This window comes from Clostridium sp. MSJ-8 (assembly GCF_018918325.1).
Classification (GTDB): Bacteria; Bacillota; Clostridia; order Clostridiales; family Clostridiaceae; genus Clostridium.
Map to the genome: position 1 here is coordinate 1 of NZ_JAHLQH010000029.1, position 26,733 is coordinate 26,733.

At 27.2% G+C, this 26,733-nt stretch carries 25 protein-coding genes; 13 read left to right on the forward strand and 12 right to left on the reverse strand.

Features of this window, described 5'->3' with window-relative positions:
* Both KQI77_RS05595 and KQI77_RS05600 read right to left on the reverse strand, forming a co-directional pair.
* Window positions 1–404: IS3 family transposase (locus KQI77_RS05595; protein ID WP_216389286.1), on the reverse strand; the 404-nt coding region annotated here is incomplete at its 3' end.
* A gap of 53 nt (window positions 405–457) precedes the next feature.
* Window positions 458–730, reverse strand: a complete 273-nt coding sequence (locus KQI77_RS05600) for a transposase (RefSeq protein ID WP_216389287.1) — start codon at window positions 728–730, stop codon at window positions 458–460.
* A gap of 138 nt (window positions 731–868) precedes the next feature.
* Between KQI77_RS05600 and KQI77_RS05605 the strand changes: the two genes are divergently transcribed.
* The 5 genes from KQI77_RS05605 (at window position 869) to KQI77_RS05625 (ending at window position 8,265) form a co-directional block, all read left to right on the forward strand.
* A complete protein-coding gene (locus KQI77_RS05605; protein ID WP_216389288.1) occupies window positions 869–3,244 on the forward strand; it encodes a class I SAM-dependent methyltransferase in 2,376 nt (791 codons plus the stop codon).
* A gap of 16 nt (window positions 3,245–3,260) precedes the next feature.
* Window positions 3,261–4,385, forward strand: a complete 1,125-nt coding sequence (locus tag KQI77_RS05610) for a saccharopine dehydrogenase NADP-binding domain-containing protein (RefSeq protein ID WP_216389289.1) — start codon at window positions 3,261–3,263, stop codon at window positions 4,383–4,385.
* A gap of 34 nt (window positions 4,386–4,419) precedes the next feature.
* Complete coding sequence (locus KQI77_RS05615) at window positions 4,420–5,343, forward strand: alpha/beta fold hydrolase (protein ID WP_216389290.1); 924 nt, start codon at window positions 4,420–4,422, stop codon at window positions 5,341–5,343.
* A gap of 1,138 nt (window positions 5,344–6,481) precedes the next feature.
* On the forward strand, window positions 6,482–6,955 hold the full coding sequence (locus KQI77_RS05620; protein WP_216389291.1) for a DUF6323 family protein: 474 nt from the start codon (window positions 6,482–6,484) through the stop codon (window positions 6,953–6,955).
* Complete coding sequence (locus tag KQI77_RS05625; protein WP_216389292.1) at window positions 6,955–8,265, forward strand: DUF6179 domain-containing protein; 1,311 nt, start codon at window positions 6,955–6,957, stop codon at window positions 8,263–8,265. Before KQI77_RS05620 ends, KQI77_RS05625 begins: the two co-directional genes overlap by 1 nt.
* A 157-nt stretch (window positions 8,266–8,422) precedes the next feature.
* On the opposite strand, the gene asnB is transcribed toward KQI77_RS05625, so the two are convergent.
* Window positions 8,423–10,264 (reverse strand): asparagine synthase (glutamine-hydrolyzing), encoded by a 1,842-nt coding sequence (asnB, locus tag KQI77_RS05630; protein ID WP_216389293.1) that lies wholly within the window; start codon window positions 10,262–10,264, stop codon window positions 8,423–8,425.
* 188 nt (window positions 10,265–10,452) lie between these two features.
* Here asnB and hisC point away from each other — a divergent pair, with 188 nt between their 5' ends.
* From hisC to KQI77_RS05660, 6 genes are all read left to right on the forward strand, one after another.
* Entirely contained in the window at window positions 10,453–11,508 is a 1,056-nt protein-coding gene (gene hisC, locus KQI77_RS05635; RefSeq protein ID WP_216389294.1) for a histidinol-phosphate transaminase, read from the forward strand.
* Window positions 11,509–12,074: 566 nt separating this feature from the next.
* Complete coding sequence (locus KQI77_RS05640; RefSeq protein WP_216389295.1) at window positions 12,075–12,305, forward strand: hypothetical protein; 231 nt, start codon at window positions 12,075–12,077, stop codon at window positions 12,303–12,305.
* A complete protein-coding gene (locus KQI77_RS05645) occupies window positions 12,281–12,721 on the forward strand; it encodes a hypothetical protein (RefSeq protein WP_216389296.1) in 441 nt (146 codons plus the stop codon). Before KQI77_RS05640 ends, KQI77_RS05645 begins: the two co-directional genes overlap by 25 nt.
* A 175-nt stretch (window positions 12,722–12,896) precedes the next feature.
* Entirely contained in the window at window positions 12,897–13,553 is a 657-nt protein-coding gene (locus KQI77_RS05650; protein WP_216389297.1) for a hypothetical protein, read from the forward strand.
* 107 nt (window positions 13,554–13,660) lie between these two features.
* Window positions 13,661–13,846 (forward strand): hypothetical protein, encoded by a 186-nt coding sequence (locus KQI77_RS05655; RefSeq protein ID WP_216389298.1) that lies wholly within the window; start codon window positions 13,661–13,663, stop codon window positions 13,844–13,846.
* 385 nt (window positions 13,847–14,231) lie between these two features.
* Entirely contained in the window at window positions 14,232–15,245 is a 1,014-nt protein-coding gene (locus KQI77_RS05660) for a tyrosine recombinase XerC (protein ID WP_216389299.1), read from the forward strand.
* Between the two features lie 378 nt (window positions 15,246–15,623).
* Here KQI77_RS05660 and KQI77_RS05665 read toward each other — a convergent pair whose 3' ends face one another.
* A complete protein-coding gene (locus KQI77_RS05665) occupies window positions 15,624–16,163 on the reverse strand; it encodes a hypothetical protein (protein ID WP_216389300.1) in 540 nt (179 codons plus the stop codon).
* 68 nt (window positions 16,164–16,231) lie between these two features.
* On the reverse strand, window positions 16,232–16,663 hold the full coding sequence (locus KQI77_RS05670) for a hypothetical protein (protein WP_216389301.1): 432 nt from the start codon (window positions 16,661–16,663) through the stop codon (window positions 16,232–16,234).
* Window positions 16,664–16,878: 215 nt separating this feature from the next.
* Here KQI77_RS05670 and lexA point away from each other — a divergent pair, with 215 nt between their 5' ends.
* Complete coding sequence (lexA, locus tag KQI77_RS05675; RefSeq protein WP_216389302.1) at window positions 16,879–17,481, forward strand: transcriptional repressor LexA; 603 nt, start codon at window positions 16,879–16,881, stop codon at window positions 17,479–17,481.
* Between the two features lie 64 nt (window positions 17,482–17,545).
* Here the strand turns inward: lexA and KQI77_RS05680 are convergent, their stop codons facing one another.
* Together KQI77_RS05680 and KQI77_RS05685 are read right to left on the reverse strand one after the other, a co-directional pair.
* Window positions 17,546–18,133, reverse strand: a complete 588-nt coding sequence (locus tag KQI77_RS05680; RefSeq protein WP_216389303.1) for an AAA family ATPase — start codon at window positions 18,131–18,133, stop codon at window positions 17,546–17,548.
* Between the two features lie 107 nt (window positions 18,134–18,240).
* A complete protein-coding gene (locus KQI77_RS05685) occupies window positions 18,241–19,527 on the reverse strand; it encodes a methionine gamma-lyase family protein (RefSeq protein ID WP_216389304.1) in 1,287 nt (428 codons plus the stop codon).
* Between the two features lie 211 nt (window positions 19,528–19,738).
* On the opposite strand from KQI77_RS05685, the gene KQI77_RS05690 reads away from it, so the two are divergent.
* Window positions 19,739–20,188 carry a DUF805 domain-containing protein gene (locus KQI77_RS05690; RefSeq protein WP_216389305.1) on the forward strand — a complete coding sequence of 150 codons (450 nt, stop codon included), beginning with the start codon at window positions 19,739–19,741 and terminating at the stop codon, window positions 20,186–20,188.
* Between the two features lie 43 nt (window positions 20,189–20,231).
* Here KQI77_RS05690 and hfq read toward each other — a convergent pair whose 3' ends face one another.
* From hfq to mutS, 5 genes are all read right to left on the reverse strand, one after another.
* A complete protein-coding gene (gene hfq / locus KQI77_RS05695) occupies window positions 20,232–20,462 on the reverse strand; it encodes an RNA chaperone Hfq (RefSeq protein ID WP_216389306.1) in 231 nt (76 codons plus the stop codon).
* A 35-nt stretch (window positions 20,463–20,497) separates the two neighbouring features.
* Window positions 20,498–21,424: a tRNA (adenosine(37)-N6)-dimethylallyltransferase MiaA gene (miaA, locus tag KQI77_RS05700; RefSeq protein ID WP_216389307.1), complete on the reverse strand. Its 927-nt coding sequence runs from the start codon at window positions 21,422–21,424 to the stop codon at window positions 20,498–20,500.
* Window positions 21,425–21,464: 40 nt separating this feature from the next.
* Complete coding sequence (mutL, locus tag KQI77_RS05705) at window positions 21,465–23,369, reverse strand: DNA mismatch repair endonuclease MutL (protein WP_216389308.1); 1,905 nt, start codon at window positions 23,367–23,369, stop codon at window positions 21,465–21,467.
* A gap of 144 nt (window positions 23,370–23,513) precedes the next feature.
* Window positions 23,514–24,020: an NUDIX domain-containing protein gene (locus KQI77_RS05710; protein ID WP_216389309.1), complete on the reverse strand. Its 507-nt coding sequence runs from the start codon at window positions 24,018–24,020 to the stop codon at window positions 23,514–23,516.
* 18 nt (window positions 24,021–24,038) lie between these two features.
* Complete coding sequence (gene mutS / locus KQI77_RS05715; protein WP_216389310.1) at window positions 24,039–26,699, reverse strand: DNA mismatch repair protein MutS; 2,661 nt, start codon at window positions 26,697–26,699, stop codon at window positions 24,039–24,041.
* Window positions 26,700–26,733 lie beyond the last annotated feature (34 nt).

A 26,733-nucleotide genomic window follows, 5' to 3' on the forward strand; every position in this document is an offset into this window, starting at 1 on the left:
AAGTCAAGAACTGAAGCTAAATAACACCAACCATCTTTAATAGTATGAATATAAGTAATATCTCCCACCCATTTTTCATTAATCGAAGTAGTTGTAAAATCTCTTTTTAAAACGTTTTCCAATCCCTCTATAACCTTTTTATTTGAATGAGGCTTGTATTTTTTTACAGTTACTGCACATAACCCAAGTTCATTCATCTTTCTCTGAACACGCTTTAATGATACATTAAAACCTTCTATACTAAGTATTTTATGAATCCTAGGTGCTCCATATATTCCTTTATTAGCTTTGTATATCCTCAAAATAGCTGCCTTTAGTTTATCGTTCTCTACTTCTCTTGCAGACTTGGTTTTATCTGAAAATTTATAATATGTGCTTCTGGCTACGCCTAGGACGTTACACATAGTTTTAATATTATACTTATTTTTATTACTATCTATAAATTCTACTACTTTATCTAATTTTTGGTTGCAAATATGGCCATAGCTTTTTTTAATATTTCATTTTCCTCCTTAATTCTTGCCATTTCTTTTTTTAATTGTTTAACTTCCTTTAATGTCATAACTTCATTTTCATCTACCTTAATTTTTTTTACATCTTTAATCCAACCATTGATTGTTGATTTTGCAATGCCATATTCGCTACTTATTTCAGATACACTCATTCCTGATTTAAATAAATCTACTATCATATCTTTATAATCTTGATCATATCTTCTGCCCTTTCCCATAATGGACACATCCTTTCTTAACTAAATATTATTTTACTTAGTTTGACTTAATGTGTCCACTACTTTATACTAACACCAGATAAAGAATTATTTATAGATGAAATAAACTCTTCAGATGAATTTGCACTTATAACTATAATGAATTTATTTGAGGAATATGGTTTATTCACAAATACAGAAAATGGGTATAAAATTCAGGATATTAAAGCAGCATTAAATGTACAAGATCAATATGATTTTCTAGTAAAAAGATGGCTTAATGCATTGTGTAACGAAGGCTATTTAACTCTTTCTGATGATATGTACTATGGCTTAAAAATAGATAATAAAGATAGATATGATGTACTAAGAGATAAAGTTCAGTATTTCATTTCAAAGGATAAAAATATCGAAAATATGGCAAAATACATTTTATCGTCAGGTGAACATCTTAAAGATATAATAGATGGAACAATTAATCCAGTAGATATATTCTTTCCTAAGGGAGATTCAAAAACAGCCTTTGCACTATATAATGAGAATACTTTAGCTACAATTCTTAATGATTTAACTACAAGTGCAGTTAAAAAGATAGTTGAGTCTAAAGCTAAAAAAACTATAAGAATACTAGAAGTTGGAGCAGGAACAGGAGCAACAACTGATGGAATATTAAACTCTCTTGAGAATTATGATAATATCGAATATTATTTCACAGATATATCTAATTATTTCTTCAAACTAGCTTCTTCAAGATATGAAAAATATCCATGGATTACATTCAAATTATTTGATATTAACAAATCACCATTAGAGCAAAATATAGATTTAGGATATTTTGATATTATCATATCAGCTAACGTTCACCATAATGCCAAAGATGGAAACAAGGCTATGAAAGTGTTACATGATAGTCTAAGTCCAAATGGATATATGATATTTGTTGATGCTATAAAAGAAAGTTATTCATTACTTATATCTAAAGGAATCTTACACAATGAAGAAATTCTAGATAATAGAAAAGATGAAGATAAAATATTCTATAGCGATAATGAGTGGTTAGATATGTTTAATTCTAACGATCTTAAAGTATCATTTAGTTATCCAGCTGATAATAGTACGTTAAAAGCCGCAAATTTAAAATTATATGTAGTTAAAAGTAATAAATCCTATGAAGACATAGATGAAGAAATTGTTTATAAAACCATAGAAGATGAAGTTGGATTTATTGAAACAATAAATAAAATAGTGATATCAGATGTATGTGTAAAAGATGGATTATTAGATAAAAATAAGATTATAGAATGTGAAAAAATACTTAATAATTCAAATAGTACATCTAAGAATGTTAAAGAAGAACCTAGAAATGAATTAGAAACAAATATTCTTAATATTTGGGAAGAAGTTCTAGAACAAAACTCTATATCTATAAATGATAATTTCTTTGAAGTTGGTGGAGATTCACTTCTAGCATCTATGATGGTTACTAAACTTAGAAGTAATTTAAAAGAAGCAAAAGAATTAGAGTGGGACAAGCTTATGCAAGTAGTTCTCCAAAATCCTACAATTAAAGACATAGCAAGTATATTAAAAAATAATGATAGTGAATATCCTGATTTTTGTATAGAGTATCAAAAAGGAAGTGATACACCTAATAATCTTTGGGTATTATTTGTAAATGGTACAGGAACTATGGCTATATATAATAATCTTTTATCTATTATAAAATCTAAGATATCACCTGATGATAAAATAATAGGATTGCATTGTGGTAACTTCAATGAGTATATAAATCTTCCTTCAGATAAGGTTGTAGAAACTTTAGCTAAGAGAAATTGTGAATTCCTTCAGTCAATAAAATGTAATAAATATAACTTTATAGGCCATTGCTTTGGTGGTGGAGTAGCTATTGAAACCGCAAAGAATCTTAATGATGTAGGAATAAAGAATATTACACTTACAACAATAGATACACGTAGATGGAATGTATTTGCTTCAAATGCACTTATGCTAGAGAGAGGCTTTGGAGAAATGTCAGGAATAGATGTATCAAAATGTGGACATACCGTTTCTGATGATGCAATAGAAAAAGCTCTTAATGATTTTATAGCTAAAAATGATAGAATGATGACTGCAGAAGAATTATGTACATCTGAAGATATAGATAAAGAAGTAAGAGATTGTTATGCTAAACTAAGTAAAGTACCTCAAGATGAAAGATTACATTTAATGTTTAGAAGTGATTCTTCGGATGATACTCAAGAGAAGCAGCTTATAATGTTATATAAAGTATTTAATAAATGTTTTGAAGGATTTATGGCCTTTGCTCCACATAAATATCAAGGGAAAGTAGATGCTATTCGTTGTGAAATTACTACTAGCTTCTTTATACCAGATCCTAAAGCTGGAGAATCTGATTATATGCTTGAAGCTGTAGATGGTGATGTAACTAACTATTATGTAGGTGGAGATCACTTTACATGTTTAGAATCACCTAATGTAGAAAAAATAGCAGAAGTAATACTTAAAAATATGTAAAAAAGGAGAATAACAAATGGAAAACTTAATAGGTATTATCGGGAGTAGTGGTGCAATAGGTAAAGTAGCAGCTAATATATTAACCACTAACCATAAAGTAAAAGGCGGACAAAGGAACAATAAAAATATAATTAATAATGATAACTTTACTTATGAATATCTAGATATATTTGACAATGAATCATTAGAAAACTTTTGTAAAACTTGCACAGTAGTATTAAACTGTGCAGGTCCAACTTATAAGATAAGAGATAGTATTGCTAATGTATGTAATAAATTTAATGTGAAATATGTAGATGTAAATGGAGAAATATTATTAAATGAAGAGGTACTAAACAAACTAAGCTTAAATTCCAATTGCTATATTATTGGTTCTGGTGCTGTCCCAGGATTATCATCTATACTACCTTCTTATTACTGTAATAAAGATTTCGATACTATATCATCTATAAAATGCTATCAAGGAGGAAGAGAGAAGGCAACTCGAAACAGTATAATTGATATTATGGCTAGTAGTTTCGAATCTTCTGGATATCCTAACTCATATTATGATAATGGAGATATAAAAAAAGATGATAATATAGATATAGAATTTAAATATCCAGTAATAGGTTTTCAAGAAAATATATTTTTAAAGCCTTATTTGAGTAAAGAAATTATAAGTGTAGCTAAAAAATGTAATATAGATACAGCCTTTTGGTACAATGCTATACCAGATGAAGAAATATTAAATGTTGCAAACAATATGTATACTAATGCATTAAAAAGTGGTTTAGGTAAAATGTCTGAAAGCCAAATAGATGAAAACTTCAGAATATTTCAAGCAGTATATACTTCAAGACCAATATGGAACTCAATAGTTTATGAGATATATGGTACAAAAGAAGGTAAAAACTATAGTGAGAGAATAATATGTAACTTAAATGAATCTTATAAAGTATGTGGAATTGTTGCTGCAATGACTGTAGAAGCACTACTTAATAAAGATGTAACAGGATTACATTGGAGTTATGAAATAGTAAATGCTGAAGAAGTAATAAATAAATTAATAAATTCAAATGCAATTTCAGACTTATCTGTATCAGAAATAATAATAGATGAAGAGTCAGGAGAAGAATTAGAGGAAGAAAGCTTCATCTAATATATTAAAATACTAAGAAAGGACACAATAAATAATGAAAAGAAAAAAGAAGAGGATATTACCTATAATCATAATAGTAGTTGTATTAATAGCCATATATTCTACACTAACTACTATGCCTGTATCTGGTGCAACACAAAAATGCAATCTAGACAATACTGGGAATATAGTGGAAGTAAATGGATATGATATATGGTATAAGATATATAATTATAAATCAGATAATACACCTATCTATGTTATTCCAGGAGGAAACGGCTTTTCATCTGAATATTTAGAAGATAGTTTAGATTTTCTAGCAGAAGATCATCCAGTTATATTCTTTGATCCACGTTGCTCTGGAAATTCAGAATATACAAAAGATTTATCTAGCTGCACATTTGAAAATTATGCTAAGGATCTAGAAGCACTAAGAAACTATTTAACTCCTAATAAAAAAATAATAGTTGTTGCACATTCTTACGCTGGGGCTACCGCTATGAAATATTCTATTGATTATGGAAATAATCTAGAGAGTATGATTCTTATATCATCAGTAGGAAGTAGTAAACATATATTCTTATCTAATTCTTACTTCAAAACTGGATTACCACCTATAAATCAAACAAAATCAAACAAATGGTATGTAGATAATATCTCAGCTATGTATGGAAACTATTGTGAGAATAAAGATGTATTAAAAAGCTTCAAGAAAACTAAGTTTAATTATGCACTTATGATGAAAAATGCTGCATTAGATAGCTATGACTATACAGATGATCTACATAATGTTAATGTTCCAACACTTATATTAGTAGGAAATGATAAAGAAACCCCTATAACCAATAGAGAAATAGCTAAAGATTTAAATAAAACTATAAAGAATTCAAAGCTGTACGAATTTGATAATAGCGGACATTTTTGCTTTGCAGAAGAACCCACTAAGTTCAAAGAAGTTGTTAATGACTTTATTGATTAATATATTTCAATAATTAATATCAAAATTATATGTTTAAGTAAATAATGTAATATGGATAAAATTCAATGTTATTTGGTTTGATTAATATTATGTTTGTTATTAGTATCAATATTATGTGTTTTCATAAATAGCATAATTTCATTAAGCATTTCTAAATATAAAAAAATTAATGTATTATTGTTAGATAACTTATATTTTACAATAATTAATATCAAAATTATATGTTCTAAGTAAATAATATAATATCATTAAGTATTTACTAATATAATAAAAAAGAGTAAAGATCCCTAAATACTATAAACTCGCTAAAGCTCAGACAGTATAGTATTTTTAACGGGATCCTTACTTTTTTATTATAAGAAATACTAAATTCTATTATAGATAATTTACTTAAATCAATAATTTGATATTAATTAACTGAAAAGATAAGTAATCAAAAATAAATATATTCAATAATTTTTTTTATAAAGTAAGAATTACTGAAGAGATAAGATACTTGTAATAATATAGATATACTAAAAATCACCATAACGCTTAAATTAATTAAAATATAATAAGCTTAGTGGAAGTAACCATTATTGTTAAGGTTAGAATTATAGGTAGATATAGAATAATATAACCATGAAGAATTACAGATTAGTGTGAGTAATATGGAACAATAGGTTACTGAACTAATGCTATTATATTTTAATTATCAATATTTACTTAAATCAATAATTTGATATTAATTAACTTAAAAGATAAGTGATTAAATAATAAATATACTCAATAATATTTTAAAGTAAGAATTACTGAATACTTAAGATACTTGTAATAATATAGACACACTAGAAACTACCATAACGCTTAAATAATTAAAATATAATAAGCTTAGTGGAAGTAACCATTATTGTTAAGGTTAGAATTATAGGTAGATATAGAATAATATAACCATGAAGAATTACAGATTAGTATAAATAAAATTGAGCAAACGCTTTGTAAAATCAAAGTCATTCTATTTTAATTGGTTATTGAACTAATGCTATTATATTTTAATTATAAACATTCATAGTCTTGTAAATTTAAAAACTTTACTTATAATAATAATGTAAAGAAATGTTTAGTGTTACATTATCTATAATGTAGAAGGAGGGGACTTATGTATAAAAAAATATTAAATAACGCAAACTTACCTGTAACCACTATTTTAACAAATGAATTACTAACTGTTAATGAGGATATAAAAAATTATGGCTTAAGTTTAACTAAAGATGAGGCCCTATCTATAATAGAGAAACGAAATGAAAGCTTAGAAGATAACGGTAGAATTGAATTTAATAATGTTTTAGTAAAAAAATTAATAATTGAATTTGCTAATTCTAGTTATATAACTAAAGATAATTTTGCAGAAACAATATATGACTTAATAGATATATTTTATTTCTATAAGAATGAAACTTATGATAAAATACCTGATGATAAGCTCATAACCATTATGAGAGATTCCTTTGATAATGAATGTGAAGGATCACTAGAATTGTTACAATGTAAAACTTTAGATACAATATCACAAGCTATAAAAGAGCAAACTATAGCAAATGAACATCAAAAGCTAAAAAGGGGAATTAAATAATGAAAGATTTACAAATCAACAAAACACATTATACTCAAGATTTGCTATTAAAGCTAAAAGCTATAGGAGCTATAACTGAAGAAGAATATGAAAACTTAACTATAGATATATTCAATTTACTTCAAAGTGAGGTTGAACGTTATACTGCTGGAAAAAGCTCTTCTATACAAGTACATATAGGAGAGAAGATACTATTATCTATATACTATATATTAGGTTTATCACTAAAAACAATAAATTCAACTGATGGAGTAGTTTCTTATCTTCATAACAATACTATGTATAATATCTATGAAGAAGGTAAACTAATACTAAAGAATTTACTAAAAAAATCAAAAAAACTCCTTGAATTAGTTAAGAATTCTAGATTAGAAGTTAGTAATTATTCTTATAATGACACTATTGATGATGGAATATCTATATTTTTTGATAATTATAATTATGAATTCTTTGCTCATGAAACACCTGCCATGATAGATTATCAGCTTGCAGTTTGTTATATGGATACAGATGGAGTAGAGTATATACATGAATATTTAGAAAAATTACTATTTGAGAATTACTTCTGTAATTATTATAATAAAGATTCTATTAATAAAATATTATCATCAATAGAAGATTCAGATCACTTGCTTATAAACATCTTTCAAATAATTCTTAATAATGCTATTGCATGCAAATTGCTAGATAAATCTAATAAATCTATAGAATTATCCCCTGAAGATTTAGATACATTATCAAACTTATTCTATTTGCAAGAAGATATGGACATATCTAAGATTATATATAATGCATCTATAGAGATAATTGAAGAACTTAAGATTCAAGATGAAAAGTGGATGAAATACATCTTTTTATCTTTAAAGAAAGAAATGAGCCATATCATAAGCAATATATTAAATGGTGAGTTAGATAAAACTTTCATTGTTGTTAAAGAAAAAGCTGCAGTTTCTTCATCATTTATACCAAGGGCTAGAATGTCTGATGAAAAGTTTAGAGAATTACTTAAAGAAATTAATTCTTGTAGCAATGTAAAAGATAAAATTAATATACTAAAATATGATGTTGATTCAATATATGATCTTATAGATATATTAGAAAGTGATACTATCTCTGCTAATGAATATTATATGATATTTAATAGCTTTACTAAAGAAATATTAGCTCTTATCTATAGTTATGGAATTGATAATATAGATATAAAAGAAGTTGATACATTTGATTGGCGAAAATTTTATATGTCCTATATAGAATCTATAGAAGAAAATGCTATGAATGAGATAATTGAATTATCAAAGATGCTAAGATAATTATATTAGCAATAATAAAAGCTATTTATAACAACAAACTATAATAGTTCATAATTTATCTTATAAATATTAACATATTGATTTGCCACCCATCTTTATTAGCTATCAAGTTTATATTTAATAGCATATATAATATATGGGTGGTTAATAATTCTAACTACATTCTTATTGAAACATTATATTCTTTTAGCCAAGTGTTTATTTGAATAAAGTAAGCTATTAATTGAGGCCCTGTCATAAGTTGTCCATACCAAGGATTTGTATATGATGCTCCTTTAGTTTTAACTATATCAGATACAACATCTATATCTATAAGATCTAAGATAGGAGAGTTCTTATCATTTAATATTCTTGTCATTTCTTCACATACTAACTTAGTGTATATAGGATTATGAGTCTTAGGATATGGACTCTTTTTTCTATAAATTATTTCATCTGGAAGTATTCCTTCTAGAGCTTTTCTAAGCAGTCCTTTCTCACGACCGTGCAGAAGCTTATAATCATTAGGTAGATTATATGCGTATTCACACAAACGATAATCTGCAAAAGGCACCCTTACTTCAAGGCTGTTTGCCATACTCATTCTGTCTTTTCTATTTAATAGTGTAACCATAAACCACTTTTGATTTAAATAGTATATTTCTTTCATTCTATGCTCAAATGGAGTCTCATTATCTATATGTGGAGCTTCATTTATAGTTTTCTTGTAATAATAATCAGCACATTCATCTATCTGTAACTTCTTAAGATCCTTGTTTAAAATAAGCTTCCTATCTTCAAGGAATCTAGACCACGGAAAAGTATCACTATTATACATAGAAGGTCTTGTAAACCATGGATAACCTCCAAATATCTCATCAGCACATTCACCAGATAGACCAACTATAAAATTCTTTCTTATTTCCTTACAAAATAAATAAAGAGATGAATCAACATCTACCATTCCCGGCATGTCTCTACCTATAACAGCAATTCTAAGAGCTTCTTCTAAATCACTATGACGTAGTGTTACAGTTATATGATTACTACCTATAAACCTAGCCATATCTAATGCATACTTCTGATCTGAAGTTGGTTGAAATAAAGAAGACTTAAAATATTTATCATTATCTTCATAATCTATAGAATAGGTTGTTAATACCTTATTGTGTTTCTTGAATTCACGTGCAACAACTGCAGATATAGCTGATGAATCTAATCCGCCTGATAAAAATGTGCATACTGGAACATCACTTACTAACTGTCTCTTGATAGAATCTAATAATAATTCTCTAGTATGCTCTACAGCTTCATCAACAGTCTCCTTATTCTCATATGCCTTCATCTGCCAATATCTATATAGATTACAATCATCATACGACATAATCATACAATATCCTGGTTCAATCTCATATATATCCTTATATAATCCAGAACCAGGTGCAACAGCGGGACCTAATGCAAATAATTCTGTTAAAGAAGTCTCATCAACTACAGGTTCTATATAAGGATGTTCAAATAAGGACTTTATCTCTGATGCAAATATAAGTGTAGTATCTCTCTTACAATAAAATAAAGGTTTAACTCCCATAGGATCTCTAGCTAATATAACCTTATTCTGTTTCTTATCATATATTGCAAAAGCAAAGATACCATTAAGCTTAGATATAAAATCTTCTCCATAATATATATAAGTCTTCAATAAAACTTCTGTGTCAGAATAAGCGTCAAATGATATTCCTTTATTGATTAAATCTTGTCTTAGTTCCTCTGTATTATATAATTCCCCATTATAAACAATTATATACTCATTTCCTTCAATTTTTTTCATCATAGGTTGACTACCACCTTTAGGGTCAACCACAACAAGTCTTCTGTGCCCAAGAAGTACATTATCAGATATAAAGCTACCTTCAGCATCTGGCCCTCTATGAGATAGTTTGTTTTTCATATTTTCTAAAATATGCTTTTCGTTAACTATTCTTTTATGAAAATCAACTATTCCAACTATTCCACACATGGTGTCACCTCACTTTCTAATAAATTAGTACTTATAATTTAAGGTATGATTTGTATAATAAAATAGTTACTTATAATAAAAAACGCAAATAATACATTGTATAACGATTTCACATTAAACTTGAAATAGTATTTTAAAGTAAAATATGCTAATATAAACTTAGCAATTATTTTATAGGGGGCTTTTAAATGAGTAAATTTTGGAATGAAACAACTAAAAGAATAGATCCTTATGTTCCTGGTGAACAGCCTAAGGATAAAAAATATATTAAACTTAACACTAATGAAAATCCATACGGACCCTCACCATTAGTTAAGGAATCAATGATTAATGCAATAAATGACGACTTAAAGCTATACCCAGATCCAACTTGTAGTGATTTAATAGCTACAATAGCTAATTATTATAACATAGATGAAGACGAAATCTTTGTAGGTAATGGTTCTGATGAAGTATTAGCATTTGTATTTAAAGCTTTCTTCGATAAAGATAAAAAAGTTAAATTCCCTGATATAAGCTATAGTTTTTATCCAGTATATAGCGTAGTTTTTAATGTAAATGCTATACAAGTTCCACTTGATGATAACTTCAACATTCCATTAGATAAAATGATGGATAACACTACTGGTATTGTTTTACCTAATCCCAATGCACCTACATCAAAATTCATTGAAACAAGTGATTTATGTAAGCTAGTAGAAGCTAATAAAGATAATGTAGTTGTAATTGATGAAGCATATGTAGATTTTGGTGGAGAATCTATGGTTAAATACATAAATAAATATGATAACCTATTAGTTATTCAAACATTGTCTAAATCTAGATCTCTAGCAGGCCTTAGAGGTGGTTTTGCATTTGGTAATAAAGAACTTATAGAAGGCTTAAATAGAGTTAAAAACAGTTTTAATTCTTATACATTAGATAGAGTAGCATTAAGTGGTGCAATAGCTGCATTTAAAGATGAAGAGTACTTTAACTCTACTAGAAATAAGATAATAAAGACTAGAGAATGGTCAGTAGAAGCCCTAAAGGAATTAGGATTTACAGTTTTAGATTCTAGAGCTAACTTCATATTTGTTTCACACTGTGAAAAATCTGGAGAATATCTATATAACACATTAAAAGATAACGGTATACTAGTAAGATATTTCAACAAGCCACGTATAGATAATTATCTACGTATTACAATAGGTACTGATGATGAGATGAAATCTCTTATTGATACATTAAAAAAAATATTATAATTATAAAAAATCGCCAAGGTAACTTATGTAGCCTTGGCATTTTTTTATCAAAGCTTAAACAAATTAAAATATAAAACTGCTTTACATAATAGCATCAATATATGATATAATAATATGTATAAAATCCACTGGTTTGGTAATGATAGGATGGTATTCTAAATTGGTGGTGGTTTCTACATTTTCCACCTTCTTTGGCTATTGGTCGAAAGGTGGTGGTATTGGATTGCTTAAATTAATAATGATAATGATTATAACAATATTATTATTCACGATATTAGTACTCATTATTAAATCAAATTCAAAGACATTTATTTCAGAATTTCAGTTTAGACTAAAAATAATAGGTTTAGAAATCAATATAAAAAGCAAAGAAAATAAGCACCCATCCGACCAAAGATAATGTGCTTATTTTCTTAATTAAATCTTTAATTATCCAATAGCCCAACTATACAAAAATGTACAATTGAGAGGTCTTAGTGATAGCACACTAAGACTTTTCTTAATTACATTATATCATATATTCAAAAAGAAAACAGTATTTTAAAATAATAAAAGGAGATTTTAAAATGGCTAATATTTATAATAATGGATTAGTAAGTGGAGTAGGAAGTGCCATGACAAGGCAAGCTATACGTGAAGCTTATGTTGAGCTGCCAACTGACCAAGATGGAAATTGTACAACTAGACATTCTCCTACCGAGAGAAAATTTTTCAAGGGATACTTTATAGGTTCATTTATTTTTTTATTATTGTATTATTATCAACAAAATATGTGTCATATGATTCGGTTCATTTAACATATTTATATATTGGAGTAGCTATAATATTTGTACTTACAGTTTTATGTGTATATAAATGTAGAGAAATGTTATTTTATATATATACATTAACAGCTGATACTTTAGTCATAAAAAAAGTTTTTAAAACAGTGACTATTACTTATAGAGAACTAAGAGAAGTATGTAATCTATATCCATTATCTTTTTATGGAAATTCACTATTATTTACATCAAAAACTGAGGTGATCAAAATAAGTTTTGGAGGATTACATGGTGGTGTATTTTTTACAAACTACTTAGCTGCATTAATAGCACACCCATTAGATAACAATCAATTGCAAGAACTTTCAAAAAGAATTATAAAAACTTGGATTCCCTTAAAAGATAGAGCTGAAAAAAGAAAGAGAGAAAAATACGTCAAAAGTAATAAATAATTAGATAAAAGATATAATCCTCTATGGAGAGTTTCTTGTAATAAAAATTACAATAAACAAAAAGAATGACAAAGGATATTAACTACACATTCATATGAGGTGGTTTTATTGAGCCTTATTCATCTGGGCAAGAATATTGTGGAGAAGAAGATGAAAAAGAATAGGAGGAAGCAAAATGATTAGAGACGTAGGTGGTGCTGTAGGAAGAAATGTAGGATTAAAGGCAGGAGAAGCAGTTACAAGGGAAATATTCGGAAAATGTCCCAAGAATAAAAAAGGTGAATATAGCACAGGATTTCCGAAGACTTTTAAAGCAATTATATTTTCTATATGTATATTGGGAGAAATAGCCTGTATTGCAACATATATAATAAATAAGATGTTAAGAGAAGATTTAAGCAGAAAAGATGAATTTCTAATTGATATATTATGCATAGTAGGAACATGTATTTTTATATCTACAATAATAGTTTTTAGAAAATTTTTATTTTATAAATATACATTAACTCAAGAAGGATTATTAATAAAAAAGGTATTTACAAAACAACTAATAAGCTATACTAAATTAAAAGAGAGTGTTAAAAAATGGCCAGCAATGGAATATAGAGGATTTATTGTATTTGTAGTTAATGATGAAATGTTAAAATTCCTTTATTCAGGATTAGTTGGAGGACTTGAATTTGCTTGTGCATTATTAGATATATTAAAAATTGATTATCTATCAGTAGAAATGTTGGCAAAGAAAATGCAAAGTGGTATGATAATAAACACTAAAGAGGAGAAAATAGCTTATAAGGAAAGAAAAAAATATATTAAGGCTAATAGAAAATAAAAGAGAAAAAATTTTAGAAGGAAAGTAAGCTTCAAAGATTTCGCGTCTACAAAAAATATAATCCTCCTAGTAAAATTAAGTAAACATTAATTTTATGGAGGATTTTTATGTATAAGAAATTAAACAATAAAGAATGGAAAAAAACTGTTGATCTTTATTATAAAGGGAATAAGAATATATCTATAAAGGAATATTGTATTAAAAATAATCTTAACAAAAGCCAATTTTTTATCATAAAAGAAGAATTCACGATAATGAACATAAAGAACCAATATTTTTTTGTTTTACCTTGACTGACTAACAAAGAATATCATTTATACATAATAATTATATTTATACAATTAAAATACTAAAATAGTAATAACTATATTGTTATACTTTAATTTTGAATTTATACTTGTTTATTCAATATTATCAATATTTATATGTATGTTGTTTTTTAGAGTGGTTTGATTTTTAGTTTTTATTAATACTAGTATTTATACATATTAATTATTTTAAAAATATAAATCTTCTTAAAATCGATTTATAAATATTTGTCTGAGTGTAAAAGGTGTATAAGAATCAAAAATTCCTATAAATTTAAAATAAAAAGTGGAGTTTTTTATAAAATACTTCGCACATAATACAAATTATGTGCGAAGTATGGTATAATATTAGTTGAAAGAGGTGAAATTTATGGATTTATACGATTTTGCAGAAGAAAGTTTTAGTCACGTTAGCTTACCTCCAAGATTAACCGAATTTGTAAAGTTCTTAGAGACTATTAAAGGTAGTTCTCCAAACACTATCGAGAGTTATACACGTGACATCATAATAATGTTAAGGTTCTTAAAAGTCAAGAAAGGTCAAGTAAAAAAAGGGACAGAATTTAAAGATATAATTATTAGTGATGTAGATGATGAATATTTAAATAAAATAACGCTAGAAGACTTATATTCATTTTTGATTTTTTGCAAAAAATACTTTGATAATGGAAGTTCAACAATTTCAAGAAAAATAGCATCTATGAGAGCTTTTTTTAAATATTTAAATAAAAAAATCAAAGTAATTGACCATGACTATACAACCGAATTAGATAACCCTAAAATAGGTAAAAGAAAGCCGAAATATATGAATCTAGAAGAAGCAAATGAGCTATTAGATCATATTGATAGTCGTAATTACGAAAGAGATTTTTGCATAATTACATTATTCCTCAACTGCGGGATGAGACTTGCTGAATTATGCAGCATCAATATTGACGCAATCAAAGACGATACAATAAGAATAATTGGTAAAGGAAATAAAGAAAGAACTATATATTTAAACGATGCTTGTTTAGATGCAATAAGCAAATATATGAAAGTTAGAAACAAACAAATAGAAGAAAAAAAACTAGAAACCGATGCTTTGTTTTTATCAGAAAGAGGCAATAGAATTGCAAGAAGGACTGTCCAAGATGTTATTGAAAGGCAATTAAAAAATGCAGGATTAAATGACAAAGGATATTCAACTCATAAATTAAGACACACTTCAGCTACACTTATGTATAAATACGGAGATGTAGATATCCTTGTTCTAAAAGAAATATTAGGTCACGAAAATGTATCTACTACTCAAATATACACACACTTAGATAATGACATGTTAAGAGAAGCTGTAAAAGTAAATCCATTAAATACTCCAGCTTCTAAACATAATAAAAAATAAAACTCATATCTCTATATAAGCTAAGAATTTACATAAGATTCTTAGCTTATATAACAAATTATATATTTATTTGATACAAATATAGCTAATAAAGTCACAAAATAAATTAGTGGCAAAATTGCTTTTTGCATTTTATTTGACTTATTAATATTAATAGTTATATTACCGTTTAAAATACAAGTAAAAATAAGTATAAACAACAAATAAAATTTATCATTATTTATAGAGTAAATCGCAATAATAAAACTAACTATATTTATAAATATAGTCGAAATAATAGGATTGCTATAAATAATTTTTTTCATAAAAATACCCCCAAATACGTAATACATAAATATATATATGTATTATTATCTGGGGATATTCCTAATAATTATATTATCCTACAAAAGGATCGCCTAAGGTTTCTTTTAATGTATTGATAATGCCTTTGTTATCACCATCATACATTACTACTACTCTTCCCTTCTTATACATATGAGGAGTAGCTTTCCAAGTGATATTCTTTTCTCCTATTTTATTGCCTTTAATGTCTATACTGTTAATGTCTTTTTCTATTTCTGAATTATCTTTTTCTCCATATTCATAAACATATAGAGTATCTCCATCAACATCATAAACTTTACCTTTAGTTGTGAAGTAATCTTCTGCATCTTTTTCCTTAGATACATCGTATCCCTTCTCTTCTAACTTAGTTTTAAGATCTGCAGCTGTATATTCCATAGTTCTATCTGTTACTTTATCAAATAGCTTCTCAGTCTCTCCTGCTGCTTCATCAGCTGTGTCCTTTACATCTTCAGCTACCGAATTGTTATTGTTTTCATCATCTGTCTTATTCTTACCACAACCAATCATGCTAGTAGTTGAAAATACTAAAGTAGCAGCTAATAAAATAGAAAAAATCTTCTTCCTATTCATAAAAATCACCTCCTATATTACTTTCCTATAATAGTATCTGCAATAAGAGATGATCTTATACATAAAAATTATTTGTTTTTCTTAAGCTTTCTCACACCTGGAAATACCTCTTCAGTCATCTCTTCTAGATTATTGTCATCAAACAATCCATCAAGATCAACATCTTCTAAATGTTCAATATGATCAAAAGCATCTTCATATTCTTCATCTTCTAAAGATAAATTATTTTCTTCTTCAAATTGTCTATAAGCACTTCTCAAATCTTCAAGACTCTCATCTATCTGTCTATCTAACTCTGCTTCATCTACATCTGATTTTGCCTTAAGCGCTTCCATATATTCATCTTCAAGAACCTTGTTTTCTTCAACTGTTTTAGCTATATCCATAATATTTATAGCTTTTATATCTATTCCTTCTTGTTCTAAGCACTTGCCACAGTTATCACATATCTTATTCTCATAGATATCACAATAATCATCATCATTATATTTATAATCCATAACAAAACACCACCTTAAAACGATAGTATTCATTATATCAAATATCTATATAATTATCAAATATATTTTGCACAATTTATAAAAACAAATAAAAGATTTAATTTTTCTTTTACAAACGTATATGTATTATTAAATGTGGGTATAATGACAAATAGAACATTCGTTTGATATAATTTAAACTATATGTTATACTTTTAAAAAAGAGGTGTATTATTATGATAAGTAACGACAAACAAACTGAGATTTACGAATTTTTGAAGACTTACACTGAGAATAAAGGTTATCCACCTTCAGTAAGAGAAATATGTGAAGCTGTTAATCTAAAATCAACATCAACAGTTCATGGTCATTTGAAGAGATTAGAAAAGAAAGGTCTTATTAAGAGAGATCCTACTAAACCTAGAGCATTAGAAATACCAGAACTAAACGTATCTAAAAAGGAAATGATTAATATTCCTATAGTTGGTAAAGTAACTGCTGGTTTACCAATATTAGCTACTGAAAACATAGAAGATACTTTTCCTATACCACTAGATCATATTAAACATAATAGAGAACTTTTTATGTTACGAGTATCAGGAGAAAGTATGATTAATATCGGTATTAACGATGGAGATCTTGCTATCATTGAGCAATCAGATTCTGCTAGTAACAATGATATAGTTGTAGCACTTATTGATAATGAAGCAACCATTAAAAGATTCTTTAAAGAAAAAGATCACATTAGACTTCAACCAGAAAATGATACTATGGACCCTATAATAGTTCCTGATTGTAGCATTCTAGGCAAACTAGTAGGTCTATATAGACAATATTAAAAAAAACAATGTTATTTCTCTTTTAGGCTTGTACCTATTTTGCAAATAACATTGTTTTTTTACATTAGCTGTTTATTAACTTCTCACTTATTTCTTTTAATGAAGCATTAAATTCTTCTTCAGATGAGTTATGGAATAATAATAATCCTAAATCATCTTCTGGATCCATAATTGTATCAGGAATGTCAAAATTACATGATGCAATATATTCATCCCAATTATCTAACTTCCACTTATCTCTATCAGATGCTCTTTCAATCATTCTTTGGTGACATACTTCTTTATCAGTAATAACCCAAACAATTACTAGTTTAGCATCTCTTTCTTTTAATACTTCTTTTAAATGATCAATATATGCCTTGTCTCTAATCTCTCTAGTAAAAGGAGCATTAATCAGTACATTATCATTATATTCTAGAGCTTCCATAGCTAAATCTAAAACTACTTCGTATTCTTCATTTCTTATATATTCTTCAAAGAAATCAGAACTACGGTTATACTCTTGATTAGCCACTTTGAATATTTGTTTACTTAATGGTATAAGAGTATCCTTATCTAAATATACTAATCCATGCATTGCTTTTGCTAATTGTTTAGAAATATAAGTCTTTCCACATGCTGGTGGTGAAGTTACTAATATTAATTTCTTCATGTGTTAAAGCCTCCTATAAAAAATTCCACTTTAAATTTTAACACATTATCTGATATTTTTACAGATAAAATATGATTATTTTTTTATTTTTTTTGAAAAACATCTCTTTATTTTACTTTTAATACATTGTTTAATGCAATAAGTATACCAATTTTAGCATGATCAAATGTCAAACCACCTTGCATATATGCAATATATGGTGGTCTAATAGGTGCATCAGCTGATAATTCTATAGAAGAACCTTGAACAAAAGCTCCAGCTGCCATTATTACTTCATCTTTATATCCTGGCATAGCCCAAGGCTCACATTCCACAAAAGAATCTATAGGTGAACCATATTGAATACCCTTACAAAATGCAATGACTTTCTTAGGATCTTCAAATTTGATAGCTTGAATTATGTCACTTCTTCTATCATTATATTTAGGTAAAACATTAAATCCTGCAAGTTCCATTATTCTAGCACAAAATACTGCACCTTTAACAGCTTCCATAGCTACATTAGGTGCTAGGAATAATCCTTGATAGAAACTTCTCATAAGTCCAAATGTAGCTCCACATTCTCCTCCTATTCCAGGAACAGTTAATCTATAAGATGCTTGCTCTATAAGTTCTTTCTTACCAACTATATAACCACCAGCAAGTGCAATACCTCCACCAATATTCTTAATTAATGAACCTGCCATAAGGTCTGCTCCTACATCTGTTGGTTCAATAGTTTCTATAAACTCACCATAGCAGTTATCTATAAATACGTAAACATCTGGTCTTACTTCTTTTATAGCATCTATAGCTACCTTTAATTCATTTACTGAAAAAGCCTTTCTCCAACCATAACCTGTACTTCTTTGCATATGAACTATCTTTATAGATTGATCTTTTAGAGCTTCTTTAACTCTGTTTATATCTATTTTATTATCTTCTGTAAGAGCTATAATTTCATTATCCACTCCATATTCCTTAAGTGAACCTATATTATCATCAGCATCTATGCCTATTACATTAAGTAAGGTATCATAAGGTTTTCCTGATGCACATAATATTTTATCATGTGGTCTTAGATTTCCCATAAGTGCTGCACCTATTGCATGTGTACCATTAACAAAATGAGGACGTACTAATGCACTTTCAGTATTAAATATTCTAGCATACACTTTATCTAAGCTATCTCTTCCTATATCGTCATAACCATATCCAGAACTATTAGTAAAATGGCTATCACTTATTCTTTCATCTTGAAAAGCTTTAAGAACTTTTATCTGATTATATTCTCTTATTTCATCATATATTTTGAATTCATCTTGAACATCAATAATTGCTCTATTATATAGATCTATAGTTTCATTTGTAAATCCATATGTATTTTTTAATAAAGATATTGTTGAATCTAACATTATTGTTTTGCCTCCATTTCATACTCTACCTTCAATAATAATGATATTTTTATAATATTTCAACAAAGAATTATGAATTATAACAAAAAATATAAATTTTGTTGTAAAGTACGAAAGAAATCTATTATGTAAATATTGTATATTTGTATAATATAAGATATCATTATTTTAAAGATTATCTTTTCTAATGAATATAATTGAGGTGTAAAAATTGAAAGAGTATTTAAATTTTTTTAAAAATACATTTAATATAAAAGATACTACTAGTAGGTCTGATTATTGGTTAGCAACTCTAGATAATATTATTGTGTTACTATTATTTATATATTTATCTGCAAAATATGATATATTTGCACTTGTACTTGTAGCATATTTAATAATAACAATTATTCCTTTAATAACTCTAAATTGCAGAAGACTTAACGATTTGAATTTACCGAAACCATTAATTTTTGTAAATTTAACAGTTATAGGAATCATCTGTTATACAATAATTATGTTTTTACCTTCAAAAATTAAAAAAGAAGATGAAGCAAATAAAATATATTATGACTTTGATAATATTTCAAAAGAAAATACTTATATGAATTATGATATGTATAATCAAATACAAAATGATAATTCTTATACTTCAAAAGAGGATAGTAATTTTTTTGAATAAAAAATTACTATCCTCTTCTATTATTATTAGTAGTATATTAATACTAATTCATATAACTATCTATATTTGATTCGTTTAAATTAACAGTTGTAATAGCATGTTTGTATATAAGTATATCTCTACCTTCACTATGTAATACTACAGTAAAAGGATCGAATCCTTTTACTAATCCATGTAATTGAAATCCATTAGTTAAATAAATAGTTACCTCTGCATTATTCTTACGCGAGTTGTTTAAAAATAAGTCTTGAAAATTATTATTGCCTTTCTTCATAAAAATAAGTCCTTCCATATATAAAACTAATCAATCTAGCATAAAATATCGGAAATAATTATATCTAATATCTCATCATCACTTAAAAGGTCTTTATCTAAAAACTTGCTACGTTTATCTCTCTTAAACCAAGTTATCTGTCTCTTAGCATAATTACGACTACCTTGTTTAATCATATCTATAGCTTTATCTAAAGATATCTTTCCTTCAAGATAATACAAAATCTCTTTATATCCGATTCCTTGCATTGATTGCATATTAGAAGTATACCCCATATTCTTTAGTTTTATACATTCATCAAGTAACCCTCTATCCATCATAATATCCACACGCTTGTTAATTCTATCATATAATCTATCTCTGTTCATATTTAAAACATAATAATGCACATCATAATCTGATTCATACATGTCTTTACCAATATTGTAGGTACTAAAAGGCTTTCCTGTGAGTTTATATACTTCAAGAGCCCTTATTACACGTTTTCTATTGTTCATATGAATATTATTGTAGCTCTGAGAATCAATATCTTTTAGCATATTATGAAGATACTCATTTCCCATTTCATCAGCTAATTTATTTAGTTCTTCTCTATATGATTCATCTTTATCTGTTTCTGAAAAATTCATATTACATGTAACAGAATCTATATATAACCCTGTTCCCCCTGCTATTATAGGAATTTTACCTTGTGATATAATATTATCTATTATTGGTTTTGCCATAGATTTATATTCAGATACAGAAAATCTTTCATCAGGTGTAACAACATCTATCATGTGATGAATAACTCCGTCCTTTTCCTCTTCGGTAACCTTAGCAGAACCTATGTCCATATATTTATATATTTGCATAGAATCAGCAGAGATTATCTCAGTATTTAATTTTTTTGCTATATTTATTGATAATTCAGTTTTACCAACAGCTGTTGGACCTGCTATTACTAATAGTTTTTTTTTCATAAATATCCTTTCTTATAGTATTAGATTCATCCTAATACCTTTATACAATTCTTCTAAACATTTTTTCTATTTCATAGTTGGTTAATTTTATTATAGTTGGTCTGCCATGAGGACAATGAAAAGGATCATTTATATACCTTAAATCTTCTATAAGCTTAACCATTTCCATATTAGATAATTCATTATTAGCCTTAATTGCTGCTTTACAAGCCATGGTAGCTATTGCATTGTATTTTACATCTGTTGTTTTACCTGATCCTAAGTTCTTCAAGTTATCTATTATGTCCAAGAACAATGGTTTAGGATTTAATTTCCCAACAAAATAAGGTACTTCTTTTAGGACAATACTATTTCCTCCAAAGTCTTCTGCTATAAAACCTGCTTTTGTAAATACCTCTTTGTTTTCAACAAAGATACAATAATCATCTATTCCAAGTTCAATAATTGCTGGCAATAAAAGTGGCTGAACAACAATATCATCATTTTCAATTTGATTTAGATATTTTTCAAATAAAATTTTTTCATGAGCTGCATGCTGGTCTATCATATACAAAACTTCATCATATTCACCTATAATATATGTTTTATTAAATTGTCCAATAATTTTTATAGGAGGAAATTTCGCAACTTTTCCCTCTACTTCTGTATTACTTTTCATCTCATTTTTTAAATTTTCTTCTCTAACTATATCTTTATCTCTTTCATCTACATAATCATTTATAGTGTCATTTTTAGATACATTTTCGTGTCCTTCTTGTAAAATACTTGTATGTGCATCCTTTAGCAATATATCTTTATGTTCACTATGTAAATCTAACGGAATAGCTACTGATACTTTTTCTTCTTGTGTCATTACAGAATCTATATCCATCTTTTCCATAACTGTGTTGATAGGTTCATTAATAACCTCATTAGAACCATTAGTATTATTTATATCAACATCAAAGCTATCAAACACTTCTTTTTTATATGCATCATGAACAGTATGAAATACTTTACCAAATAATTCTCTATCATCATCAAATTTAATTTCTGCCTTTGTAGGATGTATATTTACATCAACAAATTCAGGATATACTTCTATAAACAAAACAAAAAAAGGGAACTTATTAACAGTGGCAAATGATTTAAAAGCATTTTCTACTGCAGCTACTATAGTTTTATGTTTAACATATCTACCATTTACAAAAATACTTTGATTGTTTCTTGATCCTCTTGCTATATTTTCTTTTCCTATATATCCATACAAAGTTATTTTATCTTCAGCACTTTCAAAATATATAAGATTATCAGATATGTTTTTACCATATATAGTTCTTAATGTATCCTTTAAATTATTATTACCAAATGTATGTAGAACTTTCTTAGCACCATTAAATAATTTAAAGCTTATATTTTCATGAGATATTGCAATTCTATTTACAATATCATTTATCTTTGATGATTCACGTGCTACACTTTTTAAGAATTTTTTTCTAGCTGGTACATTAAAGAATAAATCTTTCACTTCTATTGTAGTACCTACATTGCATGCACAATCTGTACATTCAATAATTTCCCCTGCTGATATAGACAATGATTTACCATATTCCATGCCTTCTATCCTAGATTTTATTGTTAAATTAGATACAGCTGCAATAGAAGGAAGAGCTTCTCCTCTAAATCCTAAAGTATGTATACTATATATATCTTCTGAAGATTTTATTTTAGAAGTTGCATGTGGTAAAAATGCAAGTTTTATATCATCTGGATGTATTCCATTACCATCATCCGTAATTCTAATTAATGACGTTCCACCCTCTTCTATTTCAACTATTATATTCTTCGACTTAGCATCTATACTATTCTCTATTAATTCCTTCACTACAGAAGAAGGGCCTTCTACTACTTCACCTGCCGCAATCTTATTTGATGTATTTTCATCTAATAAATTTATTCTATTCATATAGAGATACCCACCTCCATCTTTTATAATTACGTGTTTTTATTATACAATAATTTATTATAATGATGCAAAACGTATAAAATTAAAATAAATAATACTCAGATAATTATATATTTAATTACCTAAGTATTATAATAATCAATGTTAACTCATTATACCTTTTTTACATACTATTTTTTTATCATCATATAAAACCATATGCTCAGGCTCTACTGGAAGTATTCCTAATCTACCTCCAAATAAATCTGGCTTTATATTAAGCTCTTCCATCTTTTCGGTGTCATACCACTTATATGATAAATCATCAGAACCTAAAAGAAGTACTTCATCATCAGTTACCTTTATTTCATTTCTAGTATCAACCATCATATGAACAAATATATATTCGTGAACTCTTTTATCTGAAGAATTATAGAAATTCTCTATAATATACATAAGTCTATTAGCTTTTACATTTGCTCCTATTTTTTCTTTAAATGCTCTAATAACAGAATCTTGGGATTGCTCATCAAAATTAACATCTCCACTTAAAAATGTTAAATAATCTGTTCCTTTTTTATTTACAAGTAATATTTTTTTATTTTTAATTACTATTCCACATGCTTTTACACTAAAAACTTCGTTTTTACTAACATTATGATTAATACTCATAATAAAAGCCCCCTTCTTTTATTTAAACTCTTTTGCCTTTTTAACTAAAGAATATAATGTATTCATTGCTTCCATAGGATTCATGTTCAATATATCATAAGAAGCTATTTCTTCAATTAAATTTTCTTTTTCTACCGCTGCAAAATCAAGCTGCATATTATCATTTTCTTTTGCAGGAACTTCTTTTATTACTTCCTTAATAACAGGCACTTCTTTAATAACCTCTTTTACAACTTCTTTTACCTTTGTATTATTTTCTGCCACAGCAATTTCAACTTTATTACTTTCAAGATCTTCTAATATTTCTTTTGCTCTTTTAATAACATCATCTGGAATTCCTGCTAGCTTTGCAACTTCTATACCATATGACTGATCAGCTCCACCTTCTATTATCTTTCTTAAGAAAATAACATTATCTTCGATTTCTTTTACAGCAACAGAATAATTCTTAACTCCATCTATTGTTCCTTCTAACTTGGTTAATTCATGATAATGTGTTGCAAATAACGTCTTGCATTTTAAATTATTACTATTACATATATGTTCTATTACAGCCCACGCAATACTTAACCCATCATATGTAGATGTACCTCTACCAACTTCATCTAATAAAACTAAACTTTTAGGAGTTGCATTTTTTAATATATTAGATACCTCCCACATTTCTACCATGAATGTTGATTTCCCTCCTGCAAGGTCATCTGATGCTCCTATTCTAGTAAATATCTTATCGCATATAGATATATTAGCAGATTTACATGGAACAAAAGATCCCATTTGAGCCATAAGAGTGATAAGTGCTACTTGCCTCATAAATGTTGATTTTCCTGCCATGTTAGGTCCTGTAATTATAAGTAGTTCATTAGTTGTTGTATTAAGATAAGTATCATTAGCAACAAATTCCCCCTTATTTATAACCTTCTCTACAACAGGGTGTCTACCTTCTTTTATATCAATTATGCCTTCATCATTAATAGTTGGCTTAACATAATCATTTTCTAAAGCTACTAACGCTAATGTAGAAAATGCATCTAAATTTCCAATTATTCTAGCACTTTTCTTAAGTCTAGTTATTTCACGTTCTACCTTATTTCTTACATCAACAAATAAATCATATTCTAAGCTTATAAGTTTTTCTTCCGAGCCTAAAATCTTTTCTTCAACTTCTTTAAGTTCTGGAGTAATGAATCTCTCTGCATTAGATAAAGTTTGTTTACGTATATATCTTCCTTCTGGAATCATAGAATAATTAGCCTTTGTTATCTCTATATAATAACCAAACACTTTATTATAACCAACCTTTAGAGATTTAATTCCCGTTTCTTCTCTCTCAGAACTTTCTAAAGCAGCTATCCACTCCTTACCATGTAATTTTGCTTGCCTTAATTCATCTATCTCTTCACTATAACCTTCCTTTATTATATTTCCTTCTTTTATAGATAAAGAAGGTTCATCAATTATAGCTTTATCTAGCAATTCATATACATCACGTAATTCATCTAAATCCCTTTCACATTCAACAAGTAGCGAACTATTTACATTTTTTAATTCTTTTTTTATGTTAGGAATTTTCTCAAGAGATGATTTAAGTGATATCATATCTTTTGCATTGACATTTGCACTAGATATTTTACCTACTATTCTCTCAATATCATATATATCTTTAAGAACTATTCTAAGATCATCATTTAAAGAAATATTGTTAAATAACTCTTCAACTCCATCTAATCTCTTCTCTATCTCTTCTTTTATTATAAGTGGTTCATCTATTATTCTTCTAAGGGCTCTAGCTCCCATTGCTGTTGCTGTTTTATCTAATACCCACAACAAAGAACCTTTTTTTGTTTTTTCATGTATATTCATAGTTAATTCTAGATTCTTTCTAGAACTACCATCTATAGTCATAAAGTTAACAATATCATAACTCTCTAAGAAATTAATGTTTGTCAAACTAATCTTTTGTGTTTCAAATATGTATTTAAGCAAAACTCTACATGCCATATTAGCACTTTCATCTAAATCAGATACTTCAACTTCAGAAAATTGTCTAATAAGTTCATTATTAGATACATTAAATTCATGTAAATTTCTTTTAGTTATAAGTGCATAAGTAGCATTTACTATCTCATCTAAAAGTTCTTCACTGATACTATTATCAACTATTATTTCTTTAGGAGCTATTTTGGTAAGTTCATCTAACAATGTAGCTTTTAAATTGTTAAATGAAGTAACTTTAAATTCCCCTGTACTTATATCTGTAGATGCAAGACCTATTCTATCTCCATCCTCATATATACATACTAAGTAAGTATTTAAATTATCTATTGTTGCATTATTATCTATATAGGTACCTGGAGTTATTATTTTAATAACATCTCGCTTAACTAATCCTTTAGCTGTTTGTGGATCTTCTACCTGCTCACATATTGCAACTTTATATCCCTTATGTACAAGTCTTTGAATGTAACTATTTGCTGCATGAAAAGGAATGCCACACATAGGTGCTCTTTCTTCTAAGCCACAATCCTTACCAGTAAGAACTAACTCTAACTCTCTCGATATTTCCTTTGCATCATCAAAGAACATCTCATAGAAGTCACCTACTCTAAAAAATAATACACAATCATTATATTTATCTTTTATCTCTAAATATTGCCTCATCATTGGAGTCAATGCCATTATATAATCACCTCAAAATTTTATAAATAATAAA

Bases quoted from the DNA above. Each gene is read 5' to 3' on its own strand.
- KQI77_RS05605 (WP_216389288.1), top strand. From the start codon at position 869: ATGAATTTATTTGAGGAATATGGTTTATTCACAAATACAGAAAATGGG.
- mutL (WP_216389308.1), bottom strand. From the start codon at position 23,369: ATGAATAGAATAAATTTATTAGATGAAAATACATCAAATAAGATTGCG.
- KQI77_RS05670 (WP_216389301.1), bottom strand. From the start codon at position 16,663: ATGGATTATAAATATAATGATGATGATTATTGTGATATCTATGAGAAT.
- KQI77_RS05620 (WP_216389291.1), top strand. From the start codon at position 6,482: ATGTATAAAAAAATATTAAATAACGCAAACTTACCTGTAACCACTATT.
- KQI77_RS05615 (WP_216389290.1), top strand. From the start codon at position 4,420: ATGAAAAGAAAAAAGAAGAGGATATTACCTATAATCATAATAGTAGTT.
- miaA (WP_216389307.1), bottom strand. From the start codon at position 21,424: ATGAAAAAAAAACTATTAGTAATAGCAGGTCCAACAGCTGTTGGTAAA.
- KQI77_RS05655 (WP_216389298.1), top strand. From the start codon at position 13,661: ATGTATAAGAAATTAAACAATAAAGAATGGAAAAAAACTGTTGATCTT.
- KQI77_RS05685 (WP_216389304.1), bottom strand. From the start codon at position 19,527: ATGTTAGATTCAACAATATCTTTATTAAAAAATACATATGGATTTACA.
- asnB (WP_216389293.1), bottom strand. From the start codon at position 10,264: ATGTGTGGAATAGTTGGAATAGTTGATTTTCATAAAAGAATAGTTAAC.
- lexA (WP_216389302.1), top strand. From the start codon at position 16,879: ATGATAAGTAACGACAAACAAACTGAGATTTACGAATTTTTGAAGACT.
- hfq (WP_216389306.1), bottom strand. From the start codon at position 20,462: ATGAAGAAAGGCAATAATAATTTTCAAGACTTATTTTTAAACAACTCG.
- KQI77_RS05600 (WP_216389287.1), bottom strand. From the start codon at position 730: ATGGGAAAGGGCAGAAGATATGATCAAGATTATAAAGATATGATAGTA.
- KQI77_RS05660 (WP_216389299.1), top strand. From the start codon at position 14,232: ATGGATTTATACGATTTTGCAGAAGAAAGTTTTAGTCACGTTAGCTTA.
- KQI77_RS05710 (WP_216389309.1), bottom strand. From the start codon at position 24,020: ATGAGTATTAATCATAATGTTAGTAAAAACGAAGTTTTTAGTGTAAAA.
- KQI77_RS05610 (WP_216389289.1), top strand. From the start codon at position 3,261: ATGGAAAACTTAATAGGTATTATCGGGAGTAGTGGTGCAATAGGTAAA.
- mutS (WP_216389310.1), bottom strand. From the start codon at position 26,699: ATGGCATTGACTCCAATGATGAGGCAATATTTAGAGATAAAAGATAAA.
- KQI77_RS05665 (WP_216389300.1), bottom strand. From the start codon at position 16,163: ATGAATAGGAAGAAGATTTTTTCTATTTTATTAGCTGCTACTTTAGTA.
- hisC (WP_216389294.1), top strand. From the start codon at position 10,453: ATGAGTAAATTTTGGAATGAAACAACTAAAAGAATAGATCCTTATGTT.
- KQI77_RS05640 (WP_216389295.1), top strand. From the start codon at position 12,075: ATGGCTAATATTTATAATAATGGATTAGTAAGTGGAGTAGGAAGTGCC.
- KQI77_RS05680 (WP_216389303.1), bottom strand. From the start codon at position 18,133: ATGAAGAAATTAATATTAGTAACTTCACCACCAGCATGTGGAAAGACT.
- KQI77_RS05650 (WP_216389297.1), top strand. From the start codon at position 12,897: ATGATTAGAGACGTAGGTGGTGCTGTAGGAAGAAATGTAGGATTAAAG.
- KQI77_RS05625 (WP_216389292.1), top strand. From the start codon at position 6,955: ATGAAAGATTTACAAATCAACAAAACACATTATACTCAAGATTTGCTA.